Below are 24,513 nucleotides of genomic sequence, written 5' to 3'. Positions count from 1 at the left end.
ACCCGCTCCGACCACCCGTTCTGACTAATCTGCTCGGGTGACCATCGAGTTGACGCTGCTGACGTCCGTCGCCCACCGGGGCAAGGAGATCACCGCGCCCCGCCTGCGCGCCCTGCTCGCGCTGCTGGCCGAGGAGCCGCGGGCGGGCTGCGGCACGGGGCGGCTCGTGGACGGGCTGTGGCCGCACGAGCAGCCGGAGAACCCGACCAAGGCGCTGCAGATCCTGGTCTCCCGGGCCCGCTCGCTGCTGGGCGGCGAGGTCATCGCGAGCACACCCACCGGCTACCGCATCGCCCTGCGCGAGGACCAGGTCGACGCCTGGGCCGTCCAGCTGCACGCAGCCGCGGCCGCGGAGAAGGCGCGGGCCGGCGACCACCACGGCGCGGTCGCCGAGACCGAGGAGGGACTCGCCCTGTGGGACGGCGGCCCGGCGGAAGGAGAGGACCTCGACGATCCCGTGGCGGCCCTTCGTCTCGAACTCGCCGCCACGCACCGGGCGTTGACGCGACTTCGGGCGCTCTCGCTGTCACGTTCGGGGCGGCGGGAGGAGGCTGTCGGCCCGCTCGGCGCGCTGGTGAGCGCCCACCCGCTCGACGAGGAGCCGCTGCTGGAGCTGATGCGCTGTCAGGCGGCCACCGCAGGAGCGGCCGCCGCGCTGGCGGCGTACGACACCTACCGGCGCCGTCTGCGCGACGAGCTCGGCACCGATCCGGGGCCCGCCCTGCAGGAGCTGCACCAGGAACTGCTGCGCGGCGAGGCACCGGCCGTGCGGCGCGGCGTACCGCACGAACCCAACCCGCTGCTCGGCCGGGACGCCGACGTCGAGGCCGTGCGGCGGCTGCTGCACAGCGCCCGCGTCACCTCGGTCGTCGGCCCCGGCGGTCTGGGCAAGACACGGCTCGCGAGCGCCGTCGCCCGGGACGCCGAGCAGCGGGTCGTCCACCTGGTGCCGCTCGCCGGTGTCCGCCAGGACGCCGACGTCGCCCCCGAGGTCGCCTCCGCGCTGGGCGTCGGCGAGGGGCTGCGGCCCGCCGCGGGGGGCGACCTGATCGCCGGCATCCTGGGAGTGCTGGGCTCCGGGCCCGCGCTGCTCGTCCTGGACAACTGCGAGCAGGTCGTCCAGGGCGTCGCCGACCTCGTACAGGGACTCGTGTCGAGGACGCGGGACCTGCGCGTCCTCACCACCAGCCGCGCCCCGCTCGGCCTGTCCTCCGAGACCGTCTACCCCCTGCCCGAACTCGACCTCGCCACCACCGTCGAGCTGTTCGAGCAGCGTGCCCGAGCCGCCCGCCCCGACGCCGACCTGCCCGCCGACACCGTGGCCGCCCTCTGCCACCGCCTCGACGGCCTGCCGCTCGCCACCGAACTCGCCGCCGCCCGGGTCCGCGTGCTGTCGGTCCCGGAGATCGCCCGCCGCCTGGAGGACCGCTTCGCCCTGCTGCGCGGCGGCCCCCGGGACGCCCCCCACCGCCATCGCACCCTGCACGCCGTCGTCGACTGGAGCTGGAACCTCCTCGAGGAGCCGGGGCAGGCCGCCTTGCGTGCCCTGTCGGTCTTCCCGGCCGGCTTCACCGCCGAGGCGGCGGAACAACTCCTCGACGACTTCGACGCCTTGGAGGTCCTCGAGGACCTCGTCGACCAGTCCCTGCTCAAGGTGACCGACACCCCGCACGGAACCCGCTTCCGGATGCTGGAGACCGTGCGGGAGTTCGCGGCGGCGCATCGGGAGCGGGCCGGTGAGGAGGCGGCGGTCACCGAGCGCTTCCTGGGCTGGGCACGGGACTTCGGGGTCGCCCACCACGACGCTCCCTTCGGTACCGACCCGTTCGCGTCCTGGCATCCGATCCGCGCCGAGCAGGACAACCTCGTGCACGCCCTGCGGCTGGCCCTCGCACTCGCGGACTCGGACACCGTCGCCGCGGTCACGGCCGTGCTGGGGAGCCTGTGGTCCACCGAGGCCAGTACCCACTACGCCCGGCTGATGGCCCTCATGGCGGACACCGCGCCGCTGCTCTCCCACTACCGTCCGGGCCCCGAGTACGTCGAACCGGCCCGCACCGCCACCGCCCTGCTGACCGCCAACTCCTTCCTCGGCCTCGGCCCCGGCGCTCCGCGCACCCTCGTCGCGCTGCGCCGCCTGCCGCCCGCCCCGCCGGACACCGTGGTCCGGGCCGTGGCGACGGTGCTGAGCGCCCTGCCGGAGATACTCGCACCCGGCGGCCGCGGCACTCTCGACGCGCTGTGCGACAGCGACGAGCCGCTGCTCGCGGGCATCGCCAACGGTGCCGCCAGCTACGTGTGGGAGCACGACCGGCAACCCGACCGGGCCGTCACGGCCGCCCGCCGGATGCTCGACGCGGTCGGCGACCAGGACATCCCGGTGCTCCGGATCTGGCCGAGGGCCCGGTTCGCCGAACTGTGCCTGCAGATGGAGCGCGGTGCCGAGTCGATCGGGCCCATGAAGGCCGCGCTCGAAGCCCTGGAGGAGTACGGCGAGTGGACCGACTCGATCGGCCTGCGCTGGGGGATCATGCTGGCCAGCCTGCAGGCCGGGGACCTCGACGAGGCGGAACACTGGCTGGAGCAGGCGCTGCGGTACCAGCGCGAGAGCGCCGCGTCCGACCCGTTCACCCCCGACCTGGGCGCCCGCGCCGAGATGGCGCTCGCGCGCGGCGACATCGAGACGGGACTGGGCCTGTGGCGCCGGACCCTGGACCGGCTGGCGCACGTCGCGCACTCGGTACCCGGCGGTGAACCCGTGATGGAGGCCTGGGGGCCGGAGCTCCAGTCGGTCGCCGTGACCGCACACGCCCGGTACGGCCGGGCGGACCTTGTGGCACACCTCCTCGCCGCCTTGCCCGACCGCCTCACGAGCCTGCTGACCCGCTCGCCGGCCGTCCAGCCGGCCTACTTCCCACTGTGCGGCGCGCTGCTGCTCGCGCTCGGCACGGCCGATCTGGCGAAGGGGGACGCGGGCGGCGTTCGGCTGATCGCGCTCGCCGAGCGGTTCCGGTATCTGCGCAGCTTCCAGCCCACGATGTCCTCGGCCCGCGCCCGCGAGGACGCCGCGAACGCCGACAAGGCGGCATACGAGGACGCGGTGTCCACGTACGCCGCCCTGGACGACGACGGGCTGCGCGAGGCCGCGCTCGGCCTGGTGCGAAGCAGGCTCACAGCCTGACCGGCAGGCCCAGCAGGTGGAAGCCGTCACCGGGCCAGTGCCCGAAGCGGAGGTCGGCGCGGTCCACGGCCAACGCCGGTGCCGTGGGCCGGTTCACGAGAAGCTCCTCGAAGACGACACCGGTCACCAGTCGGCCGAGCGCCGCGCCGATGCAGTAGTGCGGGCCGTGCCCGAAGGCGAGGTGACCGTCGCCGCGGCCGAACTCGCGTGTCACGTCGAGGCGTTCGGGGGCGTCGTACACGGCCGGGTCGTGGTCCGCGGCGAACAGGGCCACCGTCACCGCCTCGCCCTTCACCAGCGGTGTGCCGGCGAACACGAAGTCCTCGGTGGCGTACAGCGTGGCGCCCATGCGCACCAGCGTGACGTACCGCAGGAGTTCGGGGACCGCGCGGCCGAGCAGCTCCGGCTCGGCGCGCAGCCGTTCCAGCTGGTCCGGGTGGTCCAGCAGGGCGAGGGCGGCATGGGCCAGGAACAGGGCGGGCGGGGTGATACCGGTGTTGATCAGCAGGAAGAAGACGGTGACGATCTCGTCGTCGGTCATGCCGCCGTCCGCCAGCAGCGCCGACACCAGGTCATCGGCGGGCACGGCCCGGCGCCGGGCGACCAGATCCTTCGTGTACTCCACCACACCGCCGAGCCCTTCCAGGACGCGGCTGCCGTCGCCGTAGGCGAAGTCCCGGATCCATCCGCACACCTTGTCCTGGTCGGCCGCGTCCACGCCGACCAGAGCGCAGATCACGGCCGTGCTCAGCGGATAGGCGAACTCGCCCAGCAGATCGGCCTGTTCGCGCTCGGCGAGGGCCTCGATCAGCTCCTGCGCCGTCTTCTCGACGAAGGGGCGCAGTGCGGCCACCCGACGGGCGGTGAAGGCGCGGGTGAGGGGGTTGCGGCGGCGGGTGTGCTCATCCCCGTCGAAGAGGGCCAGGTGGCCGGAGAGGTACCGGGCGTACTCGGGCGGGAGGCCGTCGAGACCCTGCGCCAGCAACTCGGCCTGCGGATCGGGCATGTCGGAGTCGGCGATCGTCGAACGGTCCCGGATCAGGCGCGGCTCGCTCAGCGCGGCCCGCACGTCCTCGTGGCGGGTGACCAGCCGTACGGGGGTGTCGAGCCCCGGCAGGAGGACGTGGCCGAGGCCGGGGCGGGAGCGCAGGGCGGCGTAGGCGCCGACGGGGTGCTCGACGAGCTCGGGGGTGAGGCGGACTGCGGTCATGGCAACTGCCCTTCTTCGGTCGGGGTGTTCAGTGGGCATCGCGGTCGAAGAGGCGGAGCGACCACACGAACCCGAGGACCGCGATCGCCGCGCACCACGCCACGGCCAGCCAGCCGTTGTGGCCGATCCCCGTGCCGGTCAGCAGCCCGCGGACGGTCTCGATGACCGTGGTGAACGGCTGGTACTCGGCGAACCAGCGGATCCCGGAGGGCATCGAGTCGACCGGCACGAAGGTGCTGCTCACGAAGGGCAGCAGGAACGAGATCGGCAGCGGGGCGTTGCTGGCGCCCTCGGGCGTCTTGCTGATCAGTCCCAGGGCGACCGAGAGCCAGGTCAGCGCGAGGACGAAGAGCGCGAGCAGCCCGCAGGCCGCCAGCCACTCCACGGGACTCGCGTCGGGGCGGAAGCCGATGGCGAGGGCGACGGCCATCAGCAGGACCAGGGTGATCGCCGTCTGGATGACGCTGCCGACCACATGGCCGACCAGGATCGAGGCCCGGGAGATCGCCATCGTGCGGAAGCGGGCGACGATGCCCTCGGTCATGTCCGTGCAGACGGCGACCGCGGTCGGCACGGCTCCGACGCCCGCGGTCATCAGCAGGATGCCGGGGACGAGATAGGCGAGGTAGGCGGTGCGGTCGCCGCCCTGGCCGGTTCCGGTGCCGAGCGCGGAGCCGAAGACGTACACGAACAGCAGGAGCAGGAAGACGGGGATGAGCGCGACCTGGAGCGTCATCGAGGGGTAGCGGCGGGCGTGCAGCAGGTTGCGCCGCAGCATGGTGAGCGAGTCGCGCAGGTGCGGGGCGGTGGGCTGAGCGGCGGTGGTCATCGGGTCTGCACCTGTTCCTGGTCGGGGCGGCCGGTGACCGCGAAGAAGACGTCGTCGAGATCGGGGGTGTGCATGGTCAGGGAGTCCACGGCGACGCGGGCGCCGTCGAGGGCGTCGAGCAGGGCGCGCAGGGTGTGGACGGTGCCGTCGCCCGGGACCTGGAGTGTCAGCGCCTCGTCGTCCCGCAGGCCCACGCCCAACACCTCGGCGGCGCGGGCGAGTTCGGCCGGGTCGAGGAAGCGGAGCCGGACATGGCCGCCGGGGACGAGCCGCTTCAGCTCGTCCGCGGTGCCCTCGGCGACGATCCGGCCGCCGCTCAGGACCGCGATGCGGTCGGCGAGCTGGTCGGCCTCCTCCAGGTACTGCGTGGTGAGGAAGACCGTGACCCCGCCGTCGACGAGCTCGCGGATGATCTGCCACACGGCGTGCCGTGCGCTCGGGTCGAGGCCGGTCGTCGGCTCGTCGAGGAAGATCACCTCGGGAGAGCCGACCAGCGTCATCGCGAGGTCAAGGCGCCGCCGCATACCGCCGGAGTAGGTGGCGGCGGGCTTCTTCGCGGCGTCCACGAGGTCGAAGCGTTCGAGCAGCTCGGCGGTGACGCGCCTGCCCTCACGCCGGTCCAGATGGTGCAGGTCCGCCATCAGCGCCATGTTCTCCTCGCCGGTGATCAGGTTGTCCACGGCGGAGAACTGGCCGGTGACCCCGATCGCGGCGCGCACGGACTGCGGCTCGGCGGCCACGTCGTGCCCGGTGATACGGGCGGTGCCGCCGTCGGCACGGATCAGGGTGGAGAGGATCTGGACGGTGGTGGTCTTGCCGGCGCCGTTCGGGCCGAGCAGCGAGAAGACCGAGCCGCGCGGCACCCGCAGATCGATGCCGTCGAGGACGACCTTCGTGCCGTACGCCTTGCGCAGCCCTACGACCTCGATGGCCGGGGGTGTCTGACCGGGGCGCTGCCGTGGTGAGTTCATGCCCCGGAGTGTGCGGGGGGCCGCCTTCAACGCGGTTTCAGTGCGGCTTCAGGGGCGGCGGCCGGCTGGAACCGGCAGGAGCGAACCCGTTGGTCGTCAGGCAACTGTCGCCCCGAAAGGCGCCGTTGACATCACCGGCCAGTCTTCTAGCGTGGAACGTCGCACAACCTGTCGCACAACGTCCGATATTTCGAACGAGGTTGAGGGTGGGACGCCCCGCCTCGCGTCTTCGGCATGCGGAGGTCCTTGTGAACCCACCCCTTGGCAGACGCCCGTTTCTGGCCGCCGCCGGCACGGCTGCCGCGGCGGCCCTGACCATGGCGCCGGGCGCCGCGGCCCGCGCCGCGACCGCCATCCCGCCCCAGGCCGTACGCCCGGCCACGCGCGTACAGCCCTTCCCGCTCCCCGACGTGACCCTGCTGGACGGCCCGTTCCGGGACAACCAGCGCCGCAACACCGCCTATCTGCGCTTCGTCGACATCGACCGGCTGCTGCACACCTTCCGCCGCAACGTCGCACTGCCGAGCACCGCCCAGCCCTGCGGCGGCTGGGAGGGGCCGGACGTCGAGCTGCGCGGCCACTCCACCGGCCACCTGCTCTCGGGGCTCGCCCTGACCTACGCCGACACCGGCGACACCGAGCTGCGCGACAAGGGCCGCCGGCTCGTCGCCGCGCTCGCCGAGTGCCAGGCGGCGTCGCCGGCGGCGGGCTTCGGCGCGGGGTACCTGTCCGCGTTCCCGGAGAGCTTCTTCGACCGGCTGGAGGCCGGAACCGGGGTGTGGGCGCCGTACTACACCCTGCACAAGATCATGGCCGGCCTCGTCGACCAGTACCGGCTGGCCGGGAGCGAGCAGGCCCTCGACGTGGTCCTGCGCAAGGGCGCGTGGGTCGACCGGCGTACGGCGAATCTGTCGTACGAGCAGATGCAGCGCGTGCTGGAGACGGAGTACGGCGGCATGAACGACGTGCTGGCCGACCTGCACGCGATCACCGGCGACGCCAAGTGGCTCCAGGTCGCCGAGCGCTTCACCCACGCGCGCGTCTTCGACCCGCTGGCCAGGAACGAGGACCGGCTCGCCGGGCTGCACGCCAACACGCAGATACCGAAGGCCGTCGGCGCGATGCGGCTGTGGGAGGAAGGGCTGGACGACCGCTATCGCACGATCGCCGAGAACTTCTGGCGGATCGTCGTCGACCACCACACCTACGTCATCGGCGGCAACAGCAACGGCGAGGCCTTCCACGAGCCGGACGTGATCGCCGGGCAGCTGTCGAACAACACCTGCGAGAACTGCAACAGCTACAACATGCTGAAGCTGACCCGGCTGCTGCACTTCCACGCGCCGGACCGCACCGAGCTGCTGGACCACTACGAGCGCACCCTGTTCAACCAGATGGTCGGCGAACAGGACCCGGACTCCGGGCACGGCTTCAACATCTACTACACCGGTCTGGCCCCGGGCGCCTTCAAACAGCAGCCGTCCTTCATGGGCCCCGACCCGGACATGTACTCCACGGACTACGACAACTTCTCCTGCGACCACGGCAGCGGCATGGAGACCCAGGCGAAGTTCGCCGACACGATCTACTCCCATGACGAACAGCGGCTGCTGGTCAACCTGTTCATCCCGTCCGAGGTCAACTGGCGGGACAAGGGCATCACCTGGCGGCAGAGCACCCGCCTGCCCGACCAGTCGGCCACCGTCCTCACGGTCACCGCGGGACAGGCCGAGCACCAGTTGCTGGTCCGCGTCCCGGCCTGGGCCACCGGGGTCCGCGTCCGGCTGAACGGCCGTACGCTGCCCGACCGGCCGAAGGCGGGTGGCTGGCTGGTGCTGGACCGTGCCTGGCGCAAGAACGACCGCGTCGAGGTCGCGCTGCCCATGCGCACCTCCGTCGAATCGACCCCGGACGATCCCGACGTCAAGGCCGTCCTGCACGGGCCAGTGGTGCTGGCCGGCGCCTACGGAGAGGCGGCCGACCCGTGGCTGCCCCGCCTGGACACCGACTCGATCCGGCAGTCATCGGCGAGTCCGCTGCGCTTCACGGCGCGCGCCGACGGCGAGATCGTGACCCTGCTGCCCATCGCCCGCGTGCACCACCAGCACTACAACGTGTACTGGCTGACCGGCCAACCCCCGTCCCCGCCCCCCGAGTTCGCCGCCTGGCACCGCTTCGACGAAACCTCCGGCACGACGGCGGCCGACGCGACGGGCAACGGCGGGACGGCCCGGCTCGTCGACGGGGCGGCCTGGACGCAGGGGCTGCTGGGCGGAGCGGTGGCGCTGTCCGGCGACGGCGGCCATGTCGCCCTCGCCGAGGACCTGCTGGCGGGCGCGTCCGCGTACTCGGTGGCGACCTGGATACGGCTGGACGGCCAACCGGCCTCCTGGACCCGCGTCTTCGACTTCGGCACGGGCGTGACCGCCAACATGTTCCTCACCCCGCGCAGCGACTCCGGCTCCCTGCGGTTCGCCATCACCGCGGGCGGCGGCGGCGCCGAACAGCGCATCAGCGCCGATCCGTTGCCGGCCGACCGCTGGGTGCACGTGGCCGTGACGTACGGCGGCGGGACGGCCGTACTGTACGTCGACGGCGTCGAAGCCGGCCGCAACGCCGCGGTCACCGTGGAGCCGCGGCACTTCGGCAACCACATCCGGGCCGCCTACATCGGCAGGTCCCAGTACGCCGACCCGTATCTGAAGGCGGCGGTCGACGACTTCCGCGTGTACGGAAAGGCCCTGAGCCAGGCCGAGGTCTCGGCACTGGCTCAGGGCACGTAGCAGCCTTTCTAGCGCGGGTCCCGGCCCAGGGTGACGAAGCCCGCCGTCTTCGCGCCGGTGACGTTGTCGTAGACGACGTCACCGGTGGACTTCTTCCAGATCCTGATACGGAAGGTGTCCGGGGCGTCGGTGGCGGTGACACGGAAGCCGTAGCCGCTGCTCCCGTTGGCCTGGCCGGTGCCCTGGTAGACGGCCCGGGAGCCGCTGACCACGAGCCAGTCGGAGCCGGTGGAGCGGAACTTCAGTCCGGCCGGACCGAAGTCGAAGTCGGCCTTTCCGGTGGGGACCGTGGCCCCCTTCGCGTAGACGGCGGCGAAGGAGAACGCCGCCTTGCCGGTCAGGTCGGGCTTGGCCGGGTAGGCACCCGCCGGGGACGTGATCACGCCGGTGCCGAGCGCGGGGCCCGCCGCGCGGTCGTAGACGATCAGCTCGGGGAGGGTGGTGCTGTCCGAGGCGCCGTCGTCGTCCGTGACCGTGATCACCGGGCGGTGGATGCCGGCCTTGGCGTAGGTGTGCTCGGCCCGGCAGCCGGTGCCGCTCACCGTGCCGTCCGTGGGTTCGGTGCCGTCCTTGAAGTCGATGCGGCAGGTGTGGGTGTCACCGGTGCCCGGGTCGGCGAACGCGGCGGTGACCACCGTGCGCTTGCCGACTGACGCCGGGGACGCGGGCCCGGTCGCGGACGTGATGGCCGGTGCCGCGTTGGCGACCTTGACGGTGGCCGTGTCGCTGCCGCGGCCGCCGCTCAGCGTGACCGTGTAGGTGCCGTCGTCGGTGCAGGTCAGCGTCGTCTTCGCCGCCCCGGCGTCGGCGACGGTGCAGGGCGCTCCCTGCTCGACCGCCCACTTCGGGCTGCCCGCACCGGAGATCGACCCGTTCAGCGGGATCCGGTCGCCCTCGGTGCCGTCGGTGTCCGGGCCGGCGTGGACGACGGTGACGGGGTCGACGCCGGTCAGCGTGGGCACGACCTTCTCGATCAGGCCGTCGGCGTCGAACTCCAGCTTGTCGACGGTGGTTTCACGATGGGTGCCGTCACCGCCGGGGATGGCGAACCGGTGGTAGGCGATGTACCAGTCGTCGGTGTTCGGGACATGGACGACCGAGTGGTGGCCGGGGCCCTTGATGCCCAGGGAGAGGTCCTTCTCCAGGATCACGCCCTGCTTGGTCCACGGGCCGGTGGGGGAGGGACCGGTCGCGTAGGCGACGCGGTAGTTCTCGTCCCGGGTGTCGTTCTCCGACCACATGAAGTAGTAGGTGCCCTTGCGCTTGATGACGAAGGTGCCCTCGTTGTAGCCGCTGGGCGTGATGTCCTTCATCTTCGAGGTGTCGACGGAGGTCATGTCGTCGTTCAGCGGAGCCACGTAGGCGTGGCCGTTGCCCCAGTACAGGTACGACTGACCGTCGTCGTCCGTGAAGACCGCCGGGTCGATCATCTGCCCGCTGAACTGGCCTGCCTTGAGCAGCGGTTGACCGAGCGCGTCCTTGAAGGGACCGGTCGGCGAGTCGGAGACGGCGACACCGATGTTGGCGTCGGCGCAGAAGTAGAAGTAGTACTTCCCGTCCTTCTCGGCGATCGTCGGCGCCCAGGCCCTGCTGTCCGCCCAGGAGACGTCGGGACCGAGGTCGAGGATGACGCCGTGGTCCTTCCAGTGGACCAGGTCGGTGGAGGAGTACGCCTTGAACTGCGTACCGCTCCACCCCTCGAAGCCGTCGGTGGTCGGGTAGAGGTAGAAGGTGTCGCCGAACCGCACGATGTTCGGGTCGGCGTTGAGCCCCGGCAGCACCGGGCTCCGCATGATGAGCGCCGATACCGTCCAGGTGCGCTTCTTGCCGTCGGAGCCCGTGACCTCGTACGTCACCGGCTTGCTGAAGTCCTGGACGCTGCCCGAGGCCGGGCTGATCGCCGCGCCGTGGGCGAGGGTGAACTCCGGTGCCAGCGCGGTGAGGTCAGTGCCCTCCTTCATCGGCAGGGTGATCCTGCTGCCGGCGTTGTCGACGAGGGCGTCGACCTTCAGCGCGGGGTCCGTGGCCTTCGCGATGCCCGCGGTGTTGCCGCTGAGCTCCATGACCTCCGCTGCCGTGAGGGCCCGGTCGTAGACGCGGAAGTCGTCGACCTCGCCGCCGAAGTACGGGTCGGCCGCGTACAGGGACCTGCCGATGTAGCCGCTGTGGTCCTTGTTCGCGTCGTACAACTCGGACGGCTTGACGGTGACGCCACTCGCCCGGGCCGCCTGGATGCCGTCGACGTAGAGGACCATCGTCCCGGTCGTGCCGTCGAGGGTGACCGTGACGTGCCGCCACTCGCCGGGCGTGAGCTGCGAGCCGGCCGTCAGTTTCGACTCCGCCGACCAACTCGCCTTCGTGATGGCCGAGTAGAGGCTGGAGCCGCCGTTGGAGGGGGTCGCGAAGAGGTACTTGTTGCTGTCGGGGCCGAGCCCGAACAGCCACTGGAAGCTGTCGCCGCCCTTCCACTTGGCGTACGTCGAGACGGTCACGCTGTCGGCGTTCTTCAGCACGCCGTTCGGGATACGGACGTACGGCGAGGTGGCCGAGGAGCTCGAACCGCCGGACATCTTGAACGAGCCGCCCTCGACTCCGGTGCCGAAGTCGGGGCTACGGACGTAGGTGCCGTGGTAGCCGTGTCCGCTGGAGTCGCGGGCGATGTTGCCGCCGGTCTCGTCGAAGTCGTACTGCAGGAGCAGGTCGGCCGGTACGTCCGGACCTTCCTGCGAGACGGTGACCTCGGCCTGGACCGGCAGCGCGGCGCCGTCCGGCAGGCTTCCGGTCACGGTGAAGGTGCCGACCTGCGCGTACTTCGACTCCGGGACGTCCTCCCAGGTGACGGCGACGGGCCGCTTGACGCCGTCGGCGTAGGTGGCGATCACGGTGGCCGGCAGGACCGGCGCCTGACCCGTCTTCGTCGTCACCTTCACGCCCTCGACGCTCTCCACGAGCTGGTCGGGCTGATAGGCGCGCAGCAGACGGTCGTACTCGGCCTGGGTGACCGGCAGGACGGTGCCGTGACGGGGCTTGGCGGGCAGGTCGTAGCCGGTGGACGGGGTCCACGTGCCGGAGGCGAGGTCGGTCGTCTCGAAGGGGATGTAGCCACGGCCGCCGAACTCGTCGAGGAACGCGTACCACTTGTCCTCGGTGTTCGACTTGAACACCAGCGGCCCCTCGGCCGCGCTCATCGCGCCCTTGCCGATGCCCTCGGCGACGGCGTCCCAGGACAGGTCCAGCAGGGAGTCGCTCTTCTCCTCGAAGATGAACTTGCTGTTGGGGGTGGAGGAGGTGTTGTTCCGCTCGTCCTTGGAGAGGCGGAAGTACGTCCCGTCGTGCGCGATCACCGTGGAGTCGATGACGGAGTAGCCGCGGTCGATCCAGACCTTGGGCTCGCTGAAGGTGTAGAAGTCGCGGGTCGTCGCGTACATCATGCGGTTGTACGTGTCGCCGGAGTGCGCCTCGTTGTCGTACAGCTTCGACGCCCAGAAGACGACGTACTCACCGCGCTGTGCGTCGTAGAAGGCTTCCGGCGCCCAGGTGTTGCCCGCGCTGTCCGGAGAGACCTTGACCAGCCGCTGGTTCGTCCAGTGCACCAGGTCGGTGGACTCCCACACCATGATGGACTTGCTGCCGGTGCGCTGGGACGCGTCCCAGTCGCCGTTGCCGTAGATCCTGAGGTCGGTGGCGATCTGGTAGAACTTGTCGCCCTCCGGGGAGCGGATGATGAACGGGTCGCGCAGGCCCTTCTCGCCGAGCGTGGAGGTCAGGACCGGCTTGCCGTCGTTCAACTCCCGCCACTTCAGCGGGTCGTTGCCCTTGCTGAGGGCGGCGTAGAGCTGTTCGCCGTCCGCGGTGCCCTCGCCGGTGAAGTAGCTGAACATGTAGCCCTTGAGGGCCGCCTTGGCGGGGAGTTCCGGGACCTTCGCGGTGAAGGTGCGGGTCGCCTTCGCCTCGCCCTTGGTGACCGTCGCGGTCAGCTCGACGGTCGTGGCCCCGTCGCCGTGCGCGGGGCGGTGCACCACGCCGTCGGCGGAGATCACGTCGGACCGGGCCGAGGACCAGGCGACGTCGGTGCCGTAGGAACCGGTCGCCGGGAGGGTGAGGTTGCCGCGGACGTCGTCGAGGTTGTGCACGGTGAGGGACTCGGCGGCCTGACGCGTGGCCGTCGCGTCGTCGAAGGCGGCGAGGACCGTGACGTCGAAGGTCCTGGTGTCGGTCACCGTGCCCTTCTTCAGGGTCGCCGTGAGCGTGGTGTGGGCGTCCGGTTCGCCGGCCGCGGGGCGGGTCACCGCGCCGGAGTCGGACACGACCGCCGGGTTGTCGCTGGCCCAGCTGATCGAGGAGCCGCCGGCCGTGCCGGTTCTCGGCAGGTCGAGGTCGGCCGTGACGGCGCTGGTGTCACCGAGGCTCAGCGCGGCCTTGTCGTCGGCGACACCCTGCGTGGCGACGGGCAGGGCGAGTTGCTCGACCTCGGAGCCGGCGAGGGCGCGGTCGTAGACCCGGAAGTCGCGGATGCGGCCCTTGAAGAGCTTGTCGCCGGAGTAGACCGACTTGCCTATGTAGTTGGCGGTGGTGGTGCCGGAGCCGATGGCGCCGGGGGTGATGGAGACCGAGGTGTTGCGGCCGACCTCCACGCCGTCCTCGTACAGCACGCCGGTGCTGCCGGTCTGGGTGTAGGTGAGGTGCTTCCACACCGAGCGGGTCAGCTGGTGCGAGTCGGCGGGCCGGGTGGTCTGCTCCGTCGACCAGTTCCCGCTCGCGATGGACGTCCGGTAGGAGTTGCCGGTGGTGAACAGGTAGCCGTTGCCACTGGTGCCGCTGGAGTTGCCGAAGCCGTAGATGAAGTACGGCGTGGACTGCGCGGAGTCGATCTGCACGTCCAACGAGACGGTGATCGCGTCCATGCCCTTCATGACGTCGTCCGGCACCTTGACGTAGGTGTCCGAGCCGTTGAAGGCGAGCCCCGCACCGGTGCCCGACCAGCCGGCGGCGCCGCTCACCGTGCCGTCGCGGCCGTGGCCGGAGGCGTCCGTCACGGTGCTGCCGGAGGTGGCGTCGAGCTTGTACCAGAGGGCTAGACCGTCCGTGATCGCCGCCGGTTCGGCCGTGTCCGCGGCCAGAGCGGGAACGGCGGGTACGGCGAGTCCCAGGAGCAGCGACGCGGCGGTCAGTCCGGCGAGTTGGCCCGCCAGGCGTCTCGCGCGGCCACGGACACGTGCGATGTACGGCATGTGGAGTCCCTGCTGAGGCATGGCGGGGCCGCGGCCATGGGCACCCTGCCGTTTCGGCTGTGTGACGTCGTGTTGCGAGAGTGTCAATCGGGGTGTGGTGCAGCGTCAAGAGGTTTCGAACAATGTCCGACAGGTCGAACATCAGCGATCCCGCCTCGCGCGGCGTGCCTCGGTCAGCATGGGGAGGATGGGCAGCAGGGAGATCACGACCACAAGGGCGACCAGCGGCAGCAGGAAGTCGTCGGCGTCGGGGACGGAGGCCCCCAGGGCGTATCCGGCCAGCACGAGGCTCTGCGACCAGAGCAGCCCGCCGACGATCTGCCAGACGGTGAAGGTGCGGGTGGGCACGCCGAGCGCGCCCGCCGCCGGGTGCAGGACGGTGCGCACCATCGGGATGAAGCGACCGATCACCAGGGCCTTGCCGTAGCCGTAGCGAGCCAGGAGCCGCTCCGCCTGTGCCACCGTCTCCCGCACGCGCCGTTTCGAGGTGCGGGCCAGCAGGGCACGCCCGCCGTGCCGCCCGAGCAGGAACCCGACCTGGCCCCCCACGACGGCGCCGACGGCCGCGCCCAGCAGCACCTGCCACAGCACCAGCCGAGGTGCTTGCTGGGCGGTCCCCGCGCACAGCACACCCGCCGGGAACAGCAGCGTGTCACCGGGCAGGAAGAAGCCGAAGACCAGCAGGCCCGACTCCGCGAAGATGACCACGAGGACACCGAGCGCACCGAAGGTCGCCAGCACCGAGGCGCTGTCCATCGGGTTGACGGCGATCACCGCCCTCACCTCCCGGCCGCCCTCGTAGGTCGCCCTCCCTCAAGGATCCCGTGCTAGGAGGTGTTCCTCCACGCGGCCCTTCACCGGGCCCGGCTCGGCTCGGGTGCGGTCGTCCAGGCCGTCCGTCCCCTCAGCTTCAGCTTCAGCTTCGCGTGAGGGCGCGGCGGACGACGTACGGCAGGATGCCGCCGTGCCGCAGATAGGCCAGCTCCTGGCGGGAGAAGATCCGTAGCCGCAGTTCCGCGGTGCTGTGAGAGCCCTCCGCTCCCCGCAGGTGGAGGGTGACGCGGTGGGTGCCGACGGTCAGGGTGTCGAGTCCTTCGAAGGAGAGCTCCCGCTCGTGGCCGAAGGGATGGCACGAGGCGTCGTCGCCCTCGGCGAACTCCAGGGGCAGGACGCCCATGCCGATCAGGTTGCTGCGGTGGATGCGTTCGTACGACTCGGCGATGACCGCGCGCACGCCCAGCAGGGCCTGGGCCTTGGCCGCCCAGTCCCTGCTGGAGCCGGCGCCGTAGTTGCGGCCGGCGACGACGACCAGGTCGTAGCCCGCCGCCCGGTAGGTCGGTGCGGCCTGGTGGACGGGCAGGACGTGGGCGCCGTCCGCCGGGTACGCGTGGCCGCCCGGCCCCGGCTGTGCGTCGGAGTCGTCGTCGAGAGCAGGTTGGTGACGGCGGCGTTGCTGAAGGCGCCGCGCAGCATGACCTCGTGGTTGCTGCGGCGCGTGGAGTACTGGTTGAGGTCGCGGCGGGCCACCCCGCGTTCGGTGAGCCACTGTCCGGCCGCGCTGTGGGCGGGGATGGCGCCGGCGGGGGAGATGTGGTCGGTGGTGACGTCGTCGCCGAGCCGGAGGAGGGCCTTGGCGCGGCTGATCTTCACATGGGCGGGCGGATGGGCGGGCAGGCCCGTGAGATGCGGGGGACGGCGGATGTACGTCGACTCCGGGTCCCACGGGAAGCGGGTGCCGCCGGGTGCCTCGATCTCCTGCCAGGCCCGCGTGCCCTGCCGGATGCGTGCGGCGTTGGCGCGGAACATCTCCGGCCGGACGAACTGCGCGACACATGCGGCGACCTCCTCGTCCGAGGGCCACAGGTCCCTGAGGTGGACCGGCCGGCCTTCGGGGTCGGTCCCCAGGGGCTCGCGGTCGAAGTCGTGCAGCACCGAGCCCGCCAGGGCGTAGGCGACGACCAGAGGCGGGGAGGCGAGGTACGACAGGGAGATCCGCGGGTTGACCCGGCCCGCGAAATTGCGGTTGCCGGACAGGACGGCGACCGGCTCCGTCGCACCGCTCCGGGCGAGGTGTTCCATCTCCGGGTGCAGGGGCCCGGAGTTGCCGATGCAGGTCATGCAGCCGAAGCCGACGATGTGGAAGCCGGTCTTCTCCAGGGCGGGCAGCAGCCCGGACGCGCGCAGGTACTCCTCGACGACCCGGGAGCCGGGGGAGAGCGAGGTCTTGACCCAGGGTCTGGCGGTGAGCCCGGCCCGGACCGCCCGCTCGGCGAGCAGCCCCGCCCGCACGATGAGGGAGGGGTTGGCGGTGTTGGTGCAACTGGTGAGGGCGGCGATGGCGACCGGGCCGTCGGGGAGCGGTTCACCGAAGGCGTCATACGTCCCGCTTGCGGCAGGGCCCGCCGCTTGCCGGAAGGAAGCCGGCACCTGGGACAGCGGCAGCCGCTGGTGCGGCAGGTTCGGGCCGGTCACGCAGGGTTCGACTGTGCCCAGATCGAGGTCGAGCACCTGGTCGTAGCGCGGCACGGGGCGGGCGTCGGTGCGCTTGAGGCCCTGGGCGGTGAGGTAGGCGTCGACGAGACGGACGTGCTCCTCTTCGCGTCCGCTGAGGCGCAGGTAGGCGGCGGTCTCGTCGTCGTAGGGGAAGAAGACGCAGGTCGCGCCGTACTCGGGTGCCATGTTGGAGACGGCGGCGCGCTCGGCCCAGCCCAGGGTCGTGACACCGGGGCCGCAGAATTCGACGAACTTGTTCACCACGCCCGTGGCGCGCAGCAGTTCGGTCAGGGTCAGGGCGAGGTCGGTGGCGCCGACGCCCGACGGAGCCGGCCGGTCAGGCGGACGCCGACCACGTCCGGGTAGGGGATGGTGACCGGCTCGCCGAGCATGGCGGCCTGCCCTTCGAGGCCGCCGACTCCCCAGCCGACCACGCCCAGGGCGTTGATCATCGGGGTGTGGCTGTCGGTGGCGACGAGGAGGTCCGGGTGCAGCCAGGGCGGGCCGCCGCCCTCGTCCTGCGCGTCCGTCACCCACACCACGCGGGCCAGTGCCTCCATGTTGACCTGGTGGATGATGCCGGTACCGGGCGGGACCACACGGAAGTTGCGCAGAGTGCGCTCGGCCCACTTCACCATCTCGTACCGCTCGCCGTTGCGCCGGAAGTCGATCAGCAGGGTTGCGCTCGACGGCATCGGCGCGGCCGTACTCCTCGACGATCACGGAGTGGTCCACGGTCAGGTCCACCGGGATCGACGGCTGGAGCCGCTCAGGATCCCCGCCGAGCTCGGCGACGCTGTCGCGCATGGCCGCGAAATCGGCCAGGGCCGGCAGGCAGGTGGTGTCGTGCAGCATGATCCGGTTCGGCAGCACCGGCACCTCCGCGTCCCCGCTGCCGGCGCGGGCCCGCGCCACCACGTCCGGCAGTGCCCGGGGCGATCGCCGCGCGACGTTTTCCAGCAGCACCCGTATCGCGTACGGCAGCGCGTCGAGCTCGCAGGACGGCAGAACCCGGTCCAGCGGCTGATAGCGGCAGGGACGGCTTTCGACGGTGAGCACAGCGGGGTGGTCGGCATTCATGGGATTTATATTGTCTCGAAGCGCACATTGATACAATCTCCGCGCGCGGCGGTCCGGGGGCCGTCGGGGGGGGCGGCAGCTAGGCTTCGCCCGCGATCCCCGTCTTGATCGACCGCACCTTGTCCAGGTGCGCGCTCAGGAAGGCGGATGCCTCCGTCAGGTCCCCGCTCTCCACCAGGTCCAGAAGCCGCAGGTGCTCCCGGGCCTGGCCCGCCAGGCGGGAGCGGTCGAGCTGGTGGCGGTACTCGATCAGGCGGCGCAGGCGGTTCTGGCGACGTACGGCGTCGAGCAGGAACTGGTTGCCGGAGCAGCCGACCAGCATCTCGTGGAACGAGGCGTTGACCTGGAACAGCTCGGCCCGGGGCAGCAGCAGGATGTCCCCGCGCAGCAGCGCCTGCTGTTGCTGCCGATGCCGTGCGAAGGCGTCGGCGTCCACGGTGAAACCCGGCTCCAGCAGCGCGGCCGGCTCGATGATCATCCGGAACCGGTAGCTCTGGTCGTGCGCCTCGGCGGTGGCCATGACGTGCTGGAACTCCCAGCCCCGGCCGCCCGCCCTGCGCCGCACGAGGTCCTCGCCCTCCATTCGGGACAGCACCCGATCGGCCTGGCGGGGTGTGAGCCGGTAGTGGCGGCTGATGTCCGCCGAGGTGAAGGACCCGGTGAAGCGTCCGCCGACGTAGTCGTCCGCGATCTCGAAGTACGCCGACTGCTCCACGTCCTCGCCCTCGCTCAGGTCCGGCCGGGCGAGGGTGCTCGCGGGACGGGTGAGGAAGAAGCCGCGGTTCGGGATCCGCTCCAGGATGCCGACCTCGGTCAGGAAGGCCATGGCCTTGCGCACCGGCGTCCGGGAGACCTCCAACGCGTCCGCCGCCCATTGCTCGGTGATGTGGGCGCCCTCTTCGAGTCCGCTGCGGCGCATCAGGTCCACCAGCCGGGTGGCGATGGAGGTGGTCAGGTTCGGCCGCGGCATCGTTCCTGCGCTCTTGAGGTGGTGGGTCGGGAGAGCCTCATCCTAGGTTGATCGGCGCGGTCGAACCGCCCGATTGTATCTTTCGGAATTTTGATGCAACAAGTGGCGCGGCGACGACACGGTAGGGCAGGCGGTCGGCAAGTCGCGCTGCTGTGTGGCCCGTTGTCGTGTCAGGTCGGTGGACGATACAGCCACAGCCTGAGCAGCCGACTGAGCGACGGCATGATCAGGTAGGTCAGGGACGGCAGGAGTACGGCCGGGAAGAGTGCGGCGCGCAGCGGCAGAGGCCGGCTTGCGGTCGCGGGCACGACCAGCCACTGCAGCAGGAGTACGAGGGGGTAGGCGGCCAGGAGAGTGGTCAGTGCCATCTTCGAGCGGGGAGGGGAGTGCACTGTCGTGCCCGGCAGGCTGAACCAGGTCTCCATGCCGGTCGTGGACTGCCGCTCGCTCGGGGGAGGCCAGCCACGCCTTCAACCGCTCGGGGTCACTGAAACGCGCGATGGCGTGGAACAGGTGCCCTTTCTCGGGCCGTACCCAGACGACACCCTCGCTGCCCGGGAACTTCGAGGCGGTCCGTGTGACGCCGTGCGTCCATTCCTCGAACTGCGTCTCCCCGGCCGGGCCGCACCTGCCAGGTGAAGACGGCGGTGACGGCTCGGTCTCGCTGTGTGCGGGGCGTTCCGGTCGTGCTCAGAACCCTTTACGCGGCTGTCATGTCCCTGTAGCTTCCGCGCTGCAAGAACTTTCAGGAACTTTCCGGCTGGTTTTGCAGGGACGCCCGAACCACCCGGGATCCGCCCCGTATTGGAGTCGCCATGAGATCTGCACCCCCGCGCCGGCCACGACGCCTCCTCGCGGCGTTCGTGGCGGCGACCGGGCTGCTCGGGCTGCTGTCCACCACACCGGCCGCAGACCCGGCGGCTCCACTTCAACCGGTGGCCGACACGACCAACGCAGCCGACGCGGCCAACACGGCGACGGTCTTCTACTACACGAAGACCAAGAACTGGTCGTCGACGTATCTGCACTACGCACCGGACGGCGGCTCCTGGACGACCGCTCCCGGCACGCAGATGGAGAGCGCCTGCACGGACTGGGTGAAGAAGACCGTCGACCTCGGCTCGGCCGCCGGGCTGCAGGCCACCTTCAACAACGGCAGCGGCACCTGGGACAACAACGGCGGCAACAACTACGCGCTGGGCACCGGCACCATCACCGTCAAGGACGGGGTGATCGCCCACAGCGACCCGTGCGCCGACACCGGTACGGGCAGCGGCAACCAGGCCACGGTCTACTACTCGACCGCCACCTCCGGCTGGACCACCGCGAACATCCACTACGCGCCCGCCGGCGGATCGTGGACGACCGCGCCCGGCGTCGGCATGGAGTCCGCCTGCACCGGCTGGTGGAAGAAGACCCTCGACATCGGCACCGCCACCTCGCTGAAGGCCGCGTTCAACAACGGCAACGGCGTCTGGGACAACAACAACAGCGCCGACTACACGATCCCGACCGGCACCACGACCGTGAAGGACAAGACGCTCACCACCGGCGCCACCAACCCCTGCGCCGCGCAGGAGCCCGACACCGAGGCGCCCGCCGCACCGACCAAGGTCACCGCCGCCGTCACCAACACGTCGATCGTGGTGAGCTGGGACGCCGCCACCGACAACAAGGGCGTGGCCAAGTACCAGGTCACGCGCACCGGCGGAACCAAGGGCACCGTCGTCACGGACGTCGGCTCAACCGTCCACTCCGACACGGGACTTGAGGAGAAGACCGCCTACACCTACACCGTGAAGGCCGTCGACGCCGCCGGGAACATCTCGCCCGCGTCCGCCGAGGCGACCGCGACGACCGGCGAGAAGGCCCCCGCCCCGGCCGCCGGCACCCCGCTCGGCACGGACCCCCGCAAGGACCCCGTCTACTTCGTCCTCACCGCCCGCTTCTACGACGGCGACAGCTCCAACAACCGCGGCGGCAGCCAGCACACCAAGTCCGGCAACGCGGCGAACAACGACCCCATGTTCCGGGGTGACTTCAAAGGCCTGGTCGAGAAGCTCGACTACATCAAGGCCCTCGGCTTCTCCGCGGTCTGGATCACTCCGGTCGTCCTCAACCGTTCGGACTACGACTACCACGGCTACCACGGCTACGACTTCTACAAGGTCGACCCGCGCCTGGAGTCGGCCGGCGCCACCTACCAGGACCTCATCAACGCCGCCCACGCCAAGGGCATGAAGATCTACCAGGACGTCGTCTACAACCACAGCTCCCGCTGGGGCGCCAAGGGCCTGTTCACCCCGACCGTCTACGGCGTCCGCGACTCCCAGTGGAGCTGGTACTACGACGAGAAGAACGCGGACTTCGAGTACGACGGCCTGACCGTCGAGTCCAAGTCCGGGAAGTCGTACTACAACGGCGACCTGTGGTCCACCGCAGAGCCCACCGGCAACACCTGCGTCAACTGGGGCAAGCCGACCGGCGGCAAGAGCGCCGAGGGCTACACGCTCTACAACTGCCAGTGGCCGAGCCCCACGTCGGGCATGTTCCCGAAGACGTACTACCACCAGTGCTGGATCGGCAACTGGGAGGGCGAGGACGCCCGCTCCTGCTGGCTGCACGAGGACCTGGCCGACTTCAACACGGAGTCGACGCCCGTCCAGAACTACCTCATCGGCGCGTACGACAAGTACATCGACATGGGCGTGGACGGCTTCCGCGTCGACACGGCCGTACACATACCGCGCGTGACCTGGAACCGCCGCTTCCTGCCCGCGATCTACGACCGCGTGACCCAGAGGTTCGGCACCACGGCGGCCCAGAACTTCTTCGTCTTCGGCGAGGTCGGGGCCTTCGTCAACGACAAGTGGAACCGCGGATCCGTGAACCACTCCGCGCAGTTCTTCACCTGGAAGGAGCGCAAGGACTACAGCGCCGACGACGAGACGGCGGCCATCGAGCAGTTCACCTACGAGAACAACCTGGGCACCGGCAACCAGCCGACGTCGACCAACGCCTTCCTGAACGGCAACAGCTACCACATCCCGGACCGCAGCCAGTTCTCCGGCATGAACATCATCGACATGCGCATGCACATGAACTTCAGCGAGGCGCAGAACGCGTTCAGCAACGGCAAGGACTCCGACGACAGCGTCAACGACGCCACGTACAACGTCGTCTACGTCGACAGCCACGACTACGGCCCCAACAAGTCGAGCACCCGCTACACCGGCGGCACCGACGCCTGGGCCGAGAACATGTCCCTGATGTGGACGTTCCGCGGCATCCCGACCCTGTACTACGGCTCGGAGATCGAGTTCCAGAAGGGCAAGCAGATCGACTGCGGGCCGACCTGCCCGCTGGCGTCCACGGGCCGCGCGTACTACGGCGACCACCTCCAAGGCACCGTCACCGCCTCCGAGTTCGGCACCGCCGACTCGGCGACCGGCGAGGTCGCCACCACTTTGGCGCAGCCACTCGTCAAGCACCTCCAGCGGCTGAACCAGATCCGCCGTGCCGTCCCGGCCCTGCAGATGGGCCAGTACTCGACCGACGGCATCAGCGGTTCGATGGCGTTCAAGCGCCGCTACACCAGCGGCAGCACCGACAGCTTCGCGCTCGTCACCGTCACCGGGAACGCCACCTACACCGGCATCCCGAACGGCACCTACCGGGACGCCGTCACCGGCGACGTGAAGACCGTCTCCAACGGCACCCTCTCCGTGACGGCGCCGGGCAAGGGCAACCTGCGGGTGTACGTGCTGAACGGCACCGGAAAGATCGGTGCCGACGGCCCCTACCTGAAGTAAGCGGCGCGTGGGCCCGGGGGAGCGCGAACCCCGGGCCCACGCGACCGTACTGGAAAGGGCCTGTGGCATCAGGGCAGGGTCTGGGTGACGCGCCACAGCCGGCGGGGCAGGTCTCCCTCCTCGAAGGCGTGGATCTCGTTCAGGGTCCAGCCGTTGGCGAGGGCGTCGACCAGGTCGCGGTCGAAGAAGTGGACGGCGAAGCCGCCGTGCTCGTAGATGTCGTCTCCGTGCTCGGTGCCGGCGCCGTAGTGGGCGTCGCCGGTGTGCCGCACGGTGTAGATGAAGGTCCCGCCGGGGCGCAGGACGCGCCGGATCTCGCCGAGCGCCGCGTGGATCTCCTTGGTGGACAGGGCCATGCACAGCAGCATGTGGGCGAAGACCGCGTCCACGCAGGAATCCGGCAGCGGCAACGGGTCACGTACGTCGTGCACGACGGTGGTCACCCGCCCGCCGAGGTCCTGGGCGCGGGCGGTGTCCTGGAGCTGCTGCAAGCCGGTGGCGGAGAAGTCGGTGGCCTGGACGGTGAAGCCTTCGCGGGCGAAGTACAGGGCGTCACGGCCGTGCCCGGCGCCGAGCTCCAGCACGTCCCTGGCCCCAGCCGTGCGGAAGACGGAGGCTGCGTGAACGGCCGGATCGGAGGGCTGCTCGCCGTACATGCCGGGGTGGGCGGTGTAGGTGTTCTGCCAGTGCCGCCGCTGCGCGTCCGCCAGGTCCGGCTCTCTGTCCGCCATGGTGCTCCGCTTTCCTGCTTCGCCGGGCCGTGCCGATCTCCTGGTCAGCTTAGAGGGCGCTGGTCAGGACCGACTCGGTTGATCGGCCTCGGGCGCAACGATCCATGGTTTCCTGAATTCAGGATAGCGTGTACCGTCGTGGTGTGCTGACTGTTGCCTCCGACATCGAGGTGCTGGCCCGGTTCGGCCGCGCGCTCGCCGACCCGATCCGCTGCCGCATCCTGCTCGCGCTGCGCCAAGCCCCGGCCTACCCGGCCGACCTCGCCGACGCCCTGGGCGTCTCCCGCACCCGGCTGTCGAACCATCTGGCGTGCCTGCGCGACTGCGGCCTGGTCGTCACGGTGCCGGACGGCCGCCGCACTCGCTACGAGCTCGCCGACGAACGCCTCGGTCACGCGCTCGATGACCTGCGCACCGCCGTGGTCGCCGTCGAGACCGACCGCTCCTGCCCGGACGCCGACGAGAAGGGCTGCTGCTGACCATGGCCGCCGAGACATCCATATCCCTCGGATCCTCCCCGGCCCGCCACGACGTGCTCACCCGGCGCATACGCCTGCTGGTGGCGGCCACGATCACCTACAACGTCATCGAGGCGATCGTCGCCCTCACCGCCGGTACTCTCTCCTCTTCCACCGCCCTGATCGGCTTCGGCCTCGACTCGTTCATCGAGGTCTCCTCCGCCGCCGCGGTCGCCTGGCAGTTCTCTGCCTCCGACCACGCCGTACGCGAAGCCCGAGAGCAGCGCACCCTGCGGATCATCGCCCTCTCGTTCTTTGCTCTCGCCGCCTACGTGACCGTCGACGCCGTCCGCGCGCTCACCGGCACTGGGGAAGCCGAGCGGTCGATCCTCGGCATCGTCATCGCCGCCCTGTCGCTCGCGGTCATGCCGTTCCTGTCGGCCGCCCAGCGCCGTGCCGGCCGCGAACTCGGCTCGGCCTCCGCGGTCGCGGACTCCAAGCAGACGCTCCTGTGCACGTACCTGTCCGCCGTGCTCCTGGCCGGCCTGGTGCTCAATGCCACCCTCGGCTGGTCCTGGGCCGACCCCGGCGCCGCCCTCGTCATCGCCGCTCTTGCCGTCAAGGAAGGCCGCGACGCCTGGCGGGGCAAGGGCTGCTGCGCGGCCCCGGCCTCCGCCCTGGTCCCGTCCACCGGCACTGAGACGGATGCCTGTGACTGCCGACCCGGCTGCGACTGCTGCGACTGACCGCCCGGCAGTACGAAG

The 24,513-nt window shown here is 70.7% G+C and carries 15 protein-coding genes and 2 pseudogenes; 6 read left to right on the top strand and 11 right to left on the bottom strand.

Annotation, left to right across the window (positions count from 1 at the left end):
- Window positions 1-37: 37 nt before the first annotated feature.
- Window positions 38-3,181: a BTAD domain-containing putative transcriptional regulator gene (locus PBV52_RS06090; RefSeq protein WP_274237248.1), complete on the top strand. Its 3,144-nt coding sequence runs from the start codon at window positions 38-40 to the stop codon at window positions 3,179-3,181.
- On the opposite strand, the gene PBV52_RS06085 is transcribed toward PBV52_RS06090, so the two are convergent.
- Genes PBV52_RS06085 through PBV52_RS06075 form a run of 3 tightly spaced genes read right to left on the bottom strand, consistent with a single transcriptional unit; the run spans window position 3,171 to window position 6,191 of the window.
- A complete protein-coding gene (locus tag PBV52_RS06085) occupies window positions 3,171-4,391 on the bottom strand; it encodes a cytochrome P450 (RefSeq protein ID WP_274237247.1) in 1,221 nt (406 codons plus the stop codon). The two genes, PBV52_RS06090 and PBV52_RS06085, sit on opposite strands and share 11 nt — an antisense overlap.
- 28 nt (window positions 4,392-4,419) lie before the next feature.
- On the bottom strand, window positions 4,420-5,220 hold the full coding sequence (locus tag PBV52_RS06080; RefSeq protein WP_274237246.1) for an ABC transporter permease: 801 nt from the start codon (window positions 5,218-5,220) through the stop codon (window positions 4,420-4,422).
- Entirely contained in the window at window positions 5,217-6,191 is a 975-nt protein-coding gene (locus PBV52_RS06075; RefSeq protein ID WP_274237245.1) for an ATP-binding cassette domain-containing protein, read from the bottom strand. The genes PBV52_RS06080 and PBV52_RS06075 overlap by 4 nt, the downstream gene beginning before the upstream one ends.
- A 248-nt stretch (window positions 6,192-6,439) precedes the next feature.
- Here PBV52_RS06075 and PBV52_RS06070 point away from each other — a divergent pair, with 248 nt between their 5' ends.
- The gene (locus PBV52_RS06070; RefSeq protein WP_274237244.1) at window positions 6,440-8,974 is read left to right on the top strand and encodes a beta-L-arabinofuranosidase domain-containing protein; all 2,535 of its coding nucleotides are present in this window, start codon (window positions 6,440-6,442) and stop codon (window positions 8,972-8,974) included.
- An 8-nt stretch (window positions 8,975-8,982) separates the two neighbouring features.
- Here PBV52_RS06070 and PBV52_RS06065 read toward each other — a convergent pair whose 3' ends face one another.
- From PBV52_RS06065 to PBV52_RS51670, 5 genes and pseudogenes are all read right to left on the bottom strand, one after another.
- Window positions 8,983-14,205 carry a family 43 glycosylhydrolase gene (locus PBV52_RS06065; protein ID WP_274237243.1) on the bottom strand — a complete coding sequence of 1,741 codons (5,223 nt, stop codon included), beginning with the start codon at window positions 14,203-14,205 and terminating at the stop codon, window positions 8,983-8,985.
- 141 nt (window positions 14,206-14,346) lie between these two features.
- Complete coding sequence (locus tag PBV52_RS06060) at window positions 14,347-14,979, bottom strand: DedA family protein (RefSeq protein WP_274237242.1); 633 nt, start codon at window positions 14,977-14,979, stop codon at window positions 14,347-14,349.
- A 142-nt stretch (window positions 14,980-15,121) separates the two neighbouring features.
- Window positions 15,122-16,039, bottom strand: a complete 918-nt coding sequence (locus PBV52_RS06055; protein ID WP_274249288.1) for a hypothetical protein — start codon at window positions 16,037-16,039, stop codon at window positions 15,122-15,124.
- 161 nt (window positions 16,040-16,200) lie between these two features.
- Window positions 16,201-17,336 (bottom strand): annotated as a pseudogene (locus PBV52_RS06050) (aconitase family protein); the annotation flags it as partial.
- 124 nt (window positions 17,337-17,460) lie between these two features.
- Window positions 17,461-17,523 (bottom strand): annotated as a pseudogene (locus tag PBV52_RS51670) (hypothetical protein); the annotation flags it as partial.
- Here PBV52_RS51670 and PBV52_RS06040 point away from each other — a divergent pair.
- On the top strand, window positions 17,504-17,725 hold the full coding sequence (locus tag PBV52_RS06040) for a hypothetical protein (protein ID WP_274237241.1): 222 nt from the start codon (window positions 17,504-17,506) through the stop codon (window positions 17,723-17,725). The pseudogene PBV52_RS51670 and the gene PBV52_RS06040 overlap by 20 nt on opposite strands.
- A gap of 132 nt (window positions 17,726-17,857) precedes the next feature.
- Here the strand turns inward: PBV52_RS06040 and PBV52_RS06035 are convergent, their stop codons facing one another.
- Window positions 17,858-18,748 carry a GntR family transcriptional regulator gene (locus PBV52_RS06035; protein ID WP_274237240.1) on the bottom strand — a complete coding sequence of 297 codons (891 nt, stop codon included), beginning with the start codon at window positions 18,746-18,748 and terminating at the stop codon, window positions 17,858-17,860.
- A 170-nt stretch (window positions 18,749-18,918) separates the two neighbouring features.
- Window positions 18,919-19,116, bottom strand: a complete 198-nt coding sequence (locus tag PBV52_RS06030) for a hypothetical protein (RefSeq protein WP_274237239.1) — start codon at window positions 19,114-19,116, stop codon at window positions 18,919-18,921.
- A gap of 447 nt (window positions 19,117-19,563) precedes the next feature.
- On the opposite strand from PBV52_RS06030, the gene PBV52_RS06025 reads away from it, so the two are divergent.
- Complete coding sequence (locus tag PBV52_RS06025; RefSeq protein ID WP_274237238.1) at window positions 19,564-22,560, top strand: carbohydrate binding domain-containing protein; 2,997 nt, start codon at window positions 19,564-19,566, stop codon at window positions 22,558-22,560.
- A gap of 68 nt (window positions 22,561-22,628) precedes the next feature.
- Here the strand turns inward: PBV52_RS06025 and PBV52_RS06020 are convergent, their stop codons facing one another.
- Window positions 22,629-23,291: a class I SAM-dependent methyltransferase gene (locus PBV52_RS06020; RefSeq protein WP_274237236.1), complete on the bottom strand. Its 663-nt coding sequence runs from the start codon at window positions 23,289-23,291 to the stop codon at window positions 22,629-22,631.
- Between the two features lie 143 nt (window positions 23,292-23,434).
- Here PBV52_RS06020 and PBV52_RS06015 point away from each other — a divergent pair, with 143 nt between their 5' ends.
- Together PBV52_RS06015 and PBV52_RS06010 are read left to right on the top strand one after the other, a co-directional pair.
- Window positions 23,435-23,770, top strand: coding sequence for a helix-turn-helix transcriptional regulator (locus tag PBV52_RS06015; protein WP_274237235.1), 336 nt, complete (start codon window positions 23,435-23,437; stop codon window positions 23,768-23,770).
- Between the two features lie 2 nt (window positions 23,771-23,772).
- On the top strand, window positions 23,773-24,495 hold the full coding sequence (locus PBV52_RS06010) for a cation transporter (RefSeq protein ID WP_274237233.1): 723 nt from the start codon (window positions 23,773-23,775) through the stop codon (window positions 24,493-24,495).
- Window positions 24,496-24,513: the final 18 nt, after the last annotated feature.

The organism is Streptomyces sp. T12 (assembly GCF_028736035.1).
Lineage (GTDB): Bacteria > Actinomycetota > Actinomycetes > Streptomycetales > Streptomycetaceae > Streptomyces.
The sequence above is the reverse complement of the archived record's forward strand: the minus strand, read 5'-3'. Positions and strand labels throughout refer to the sequence as shown.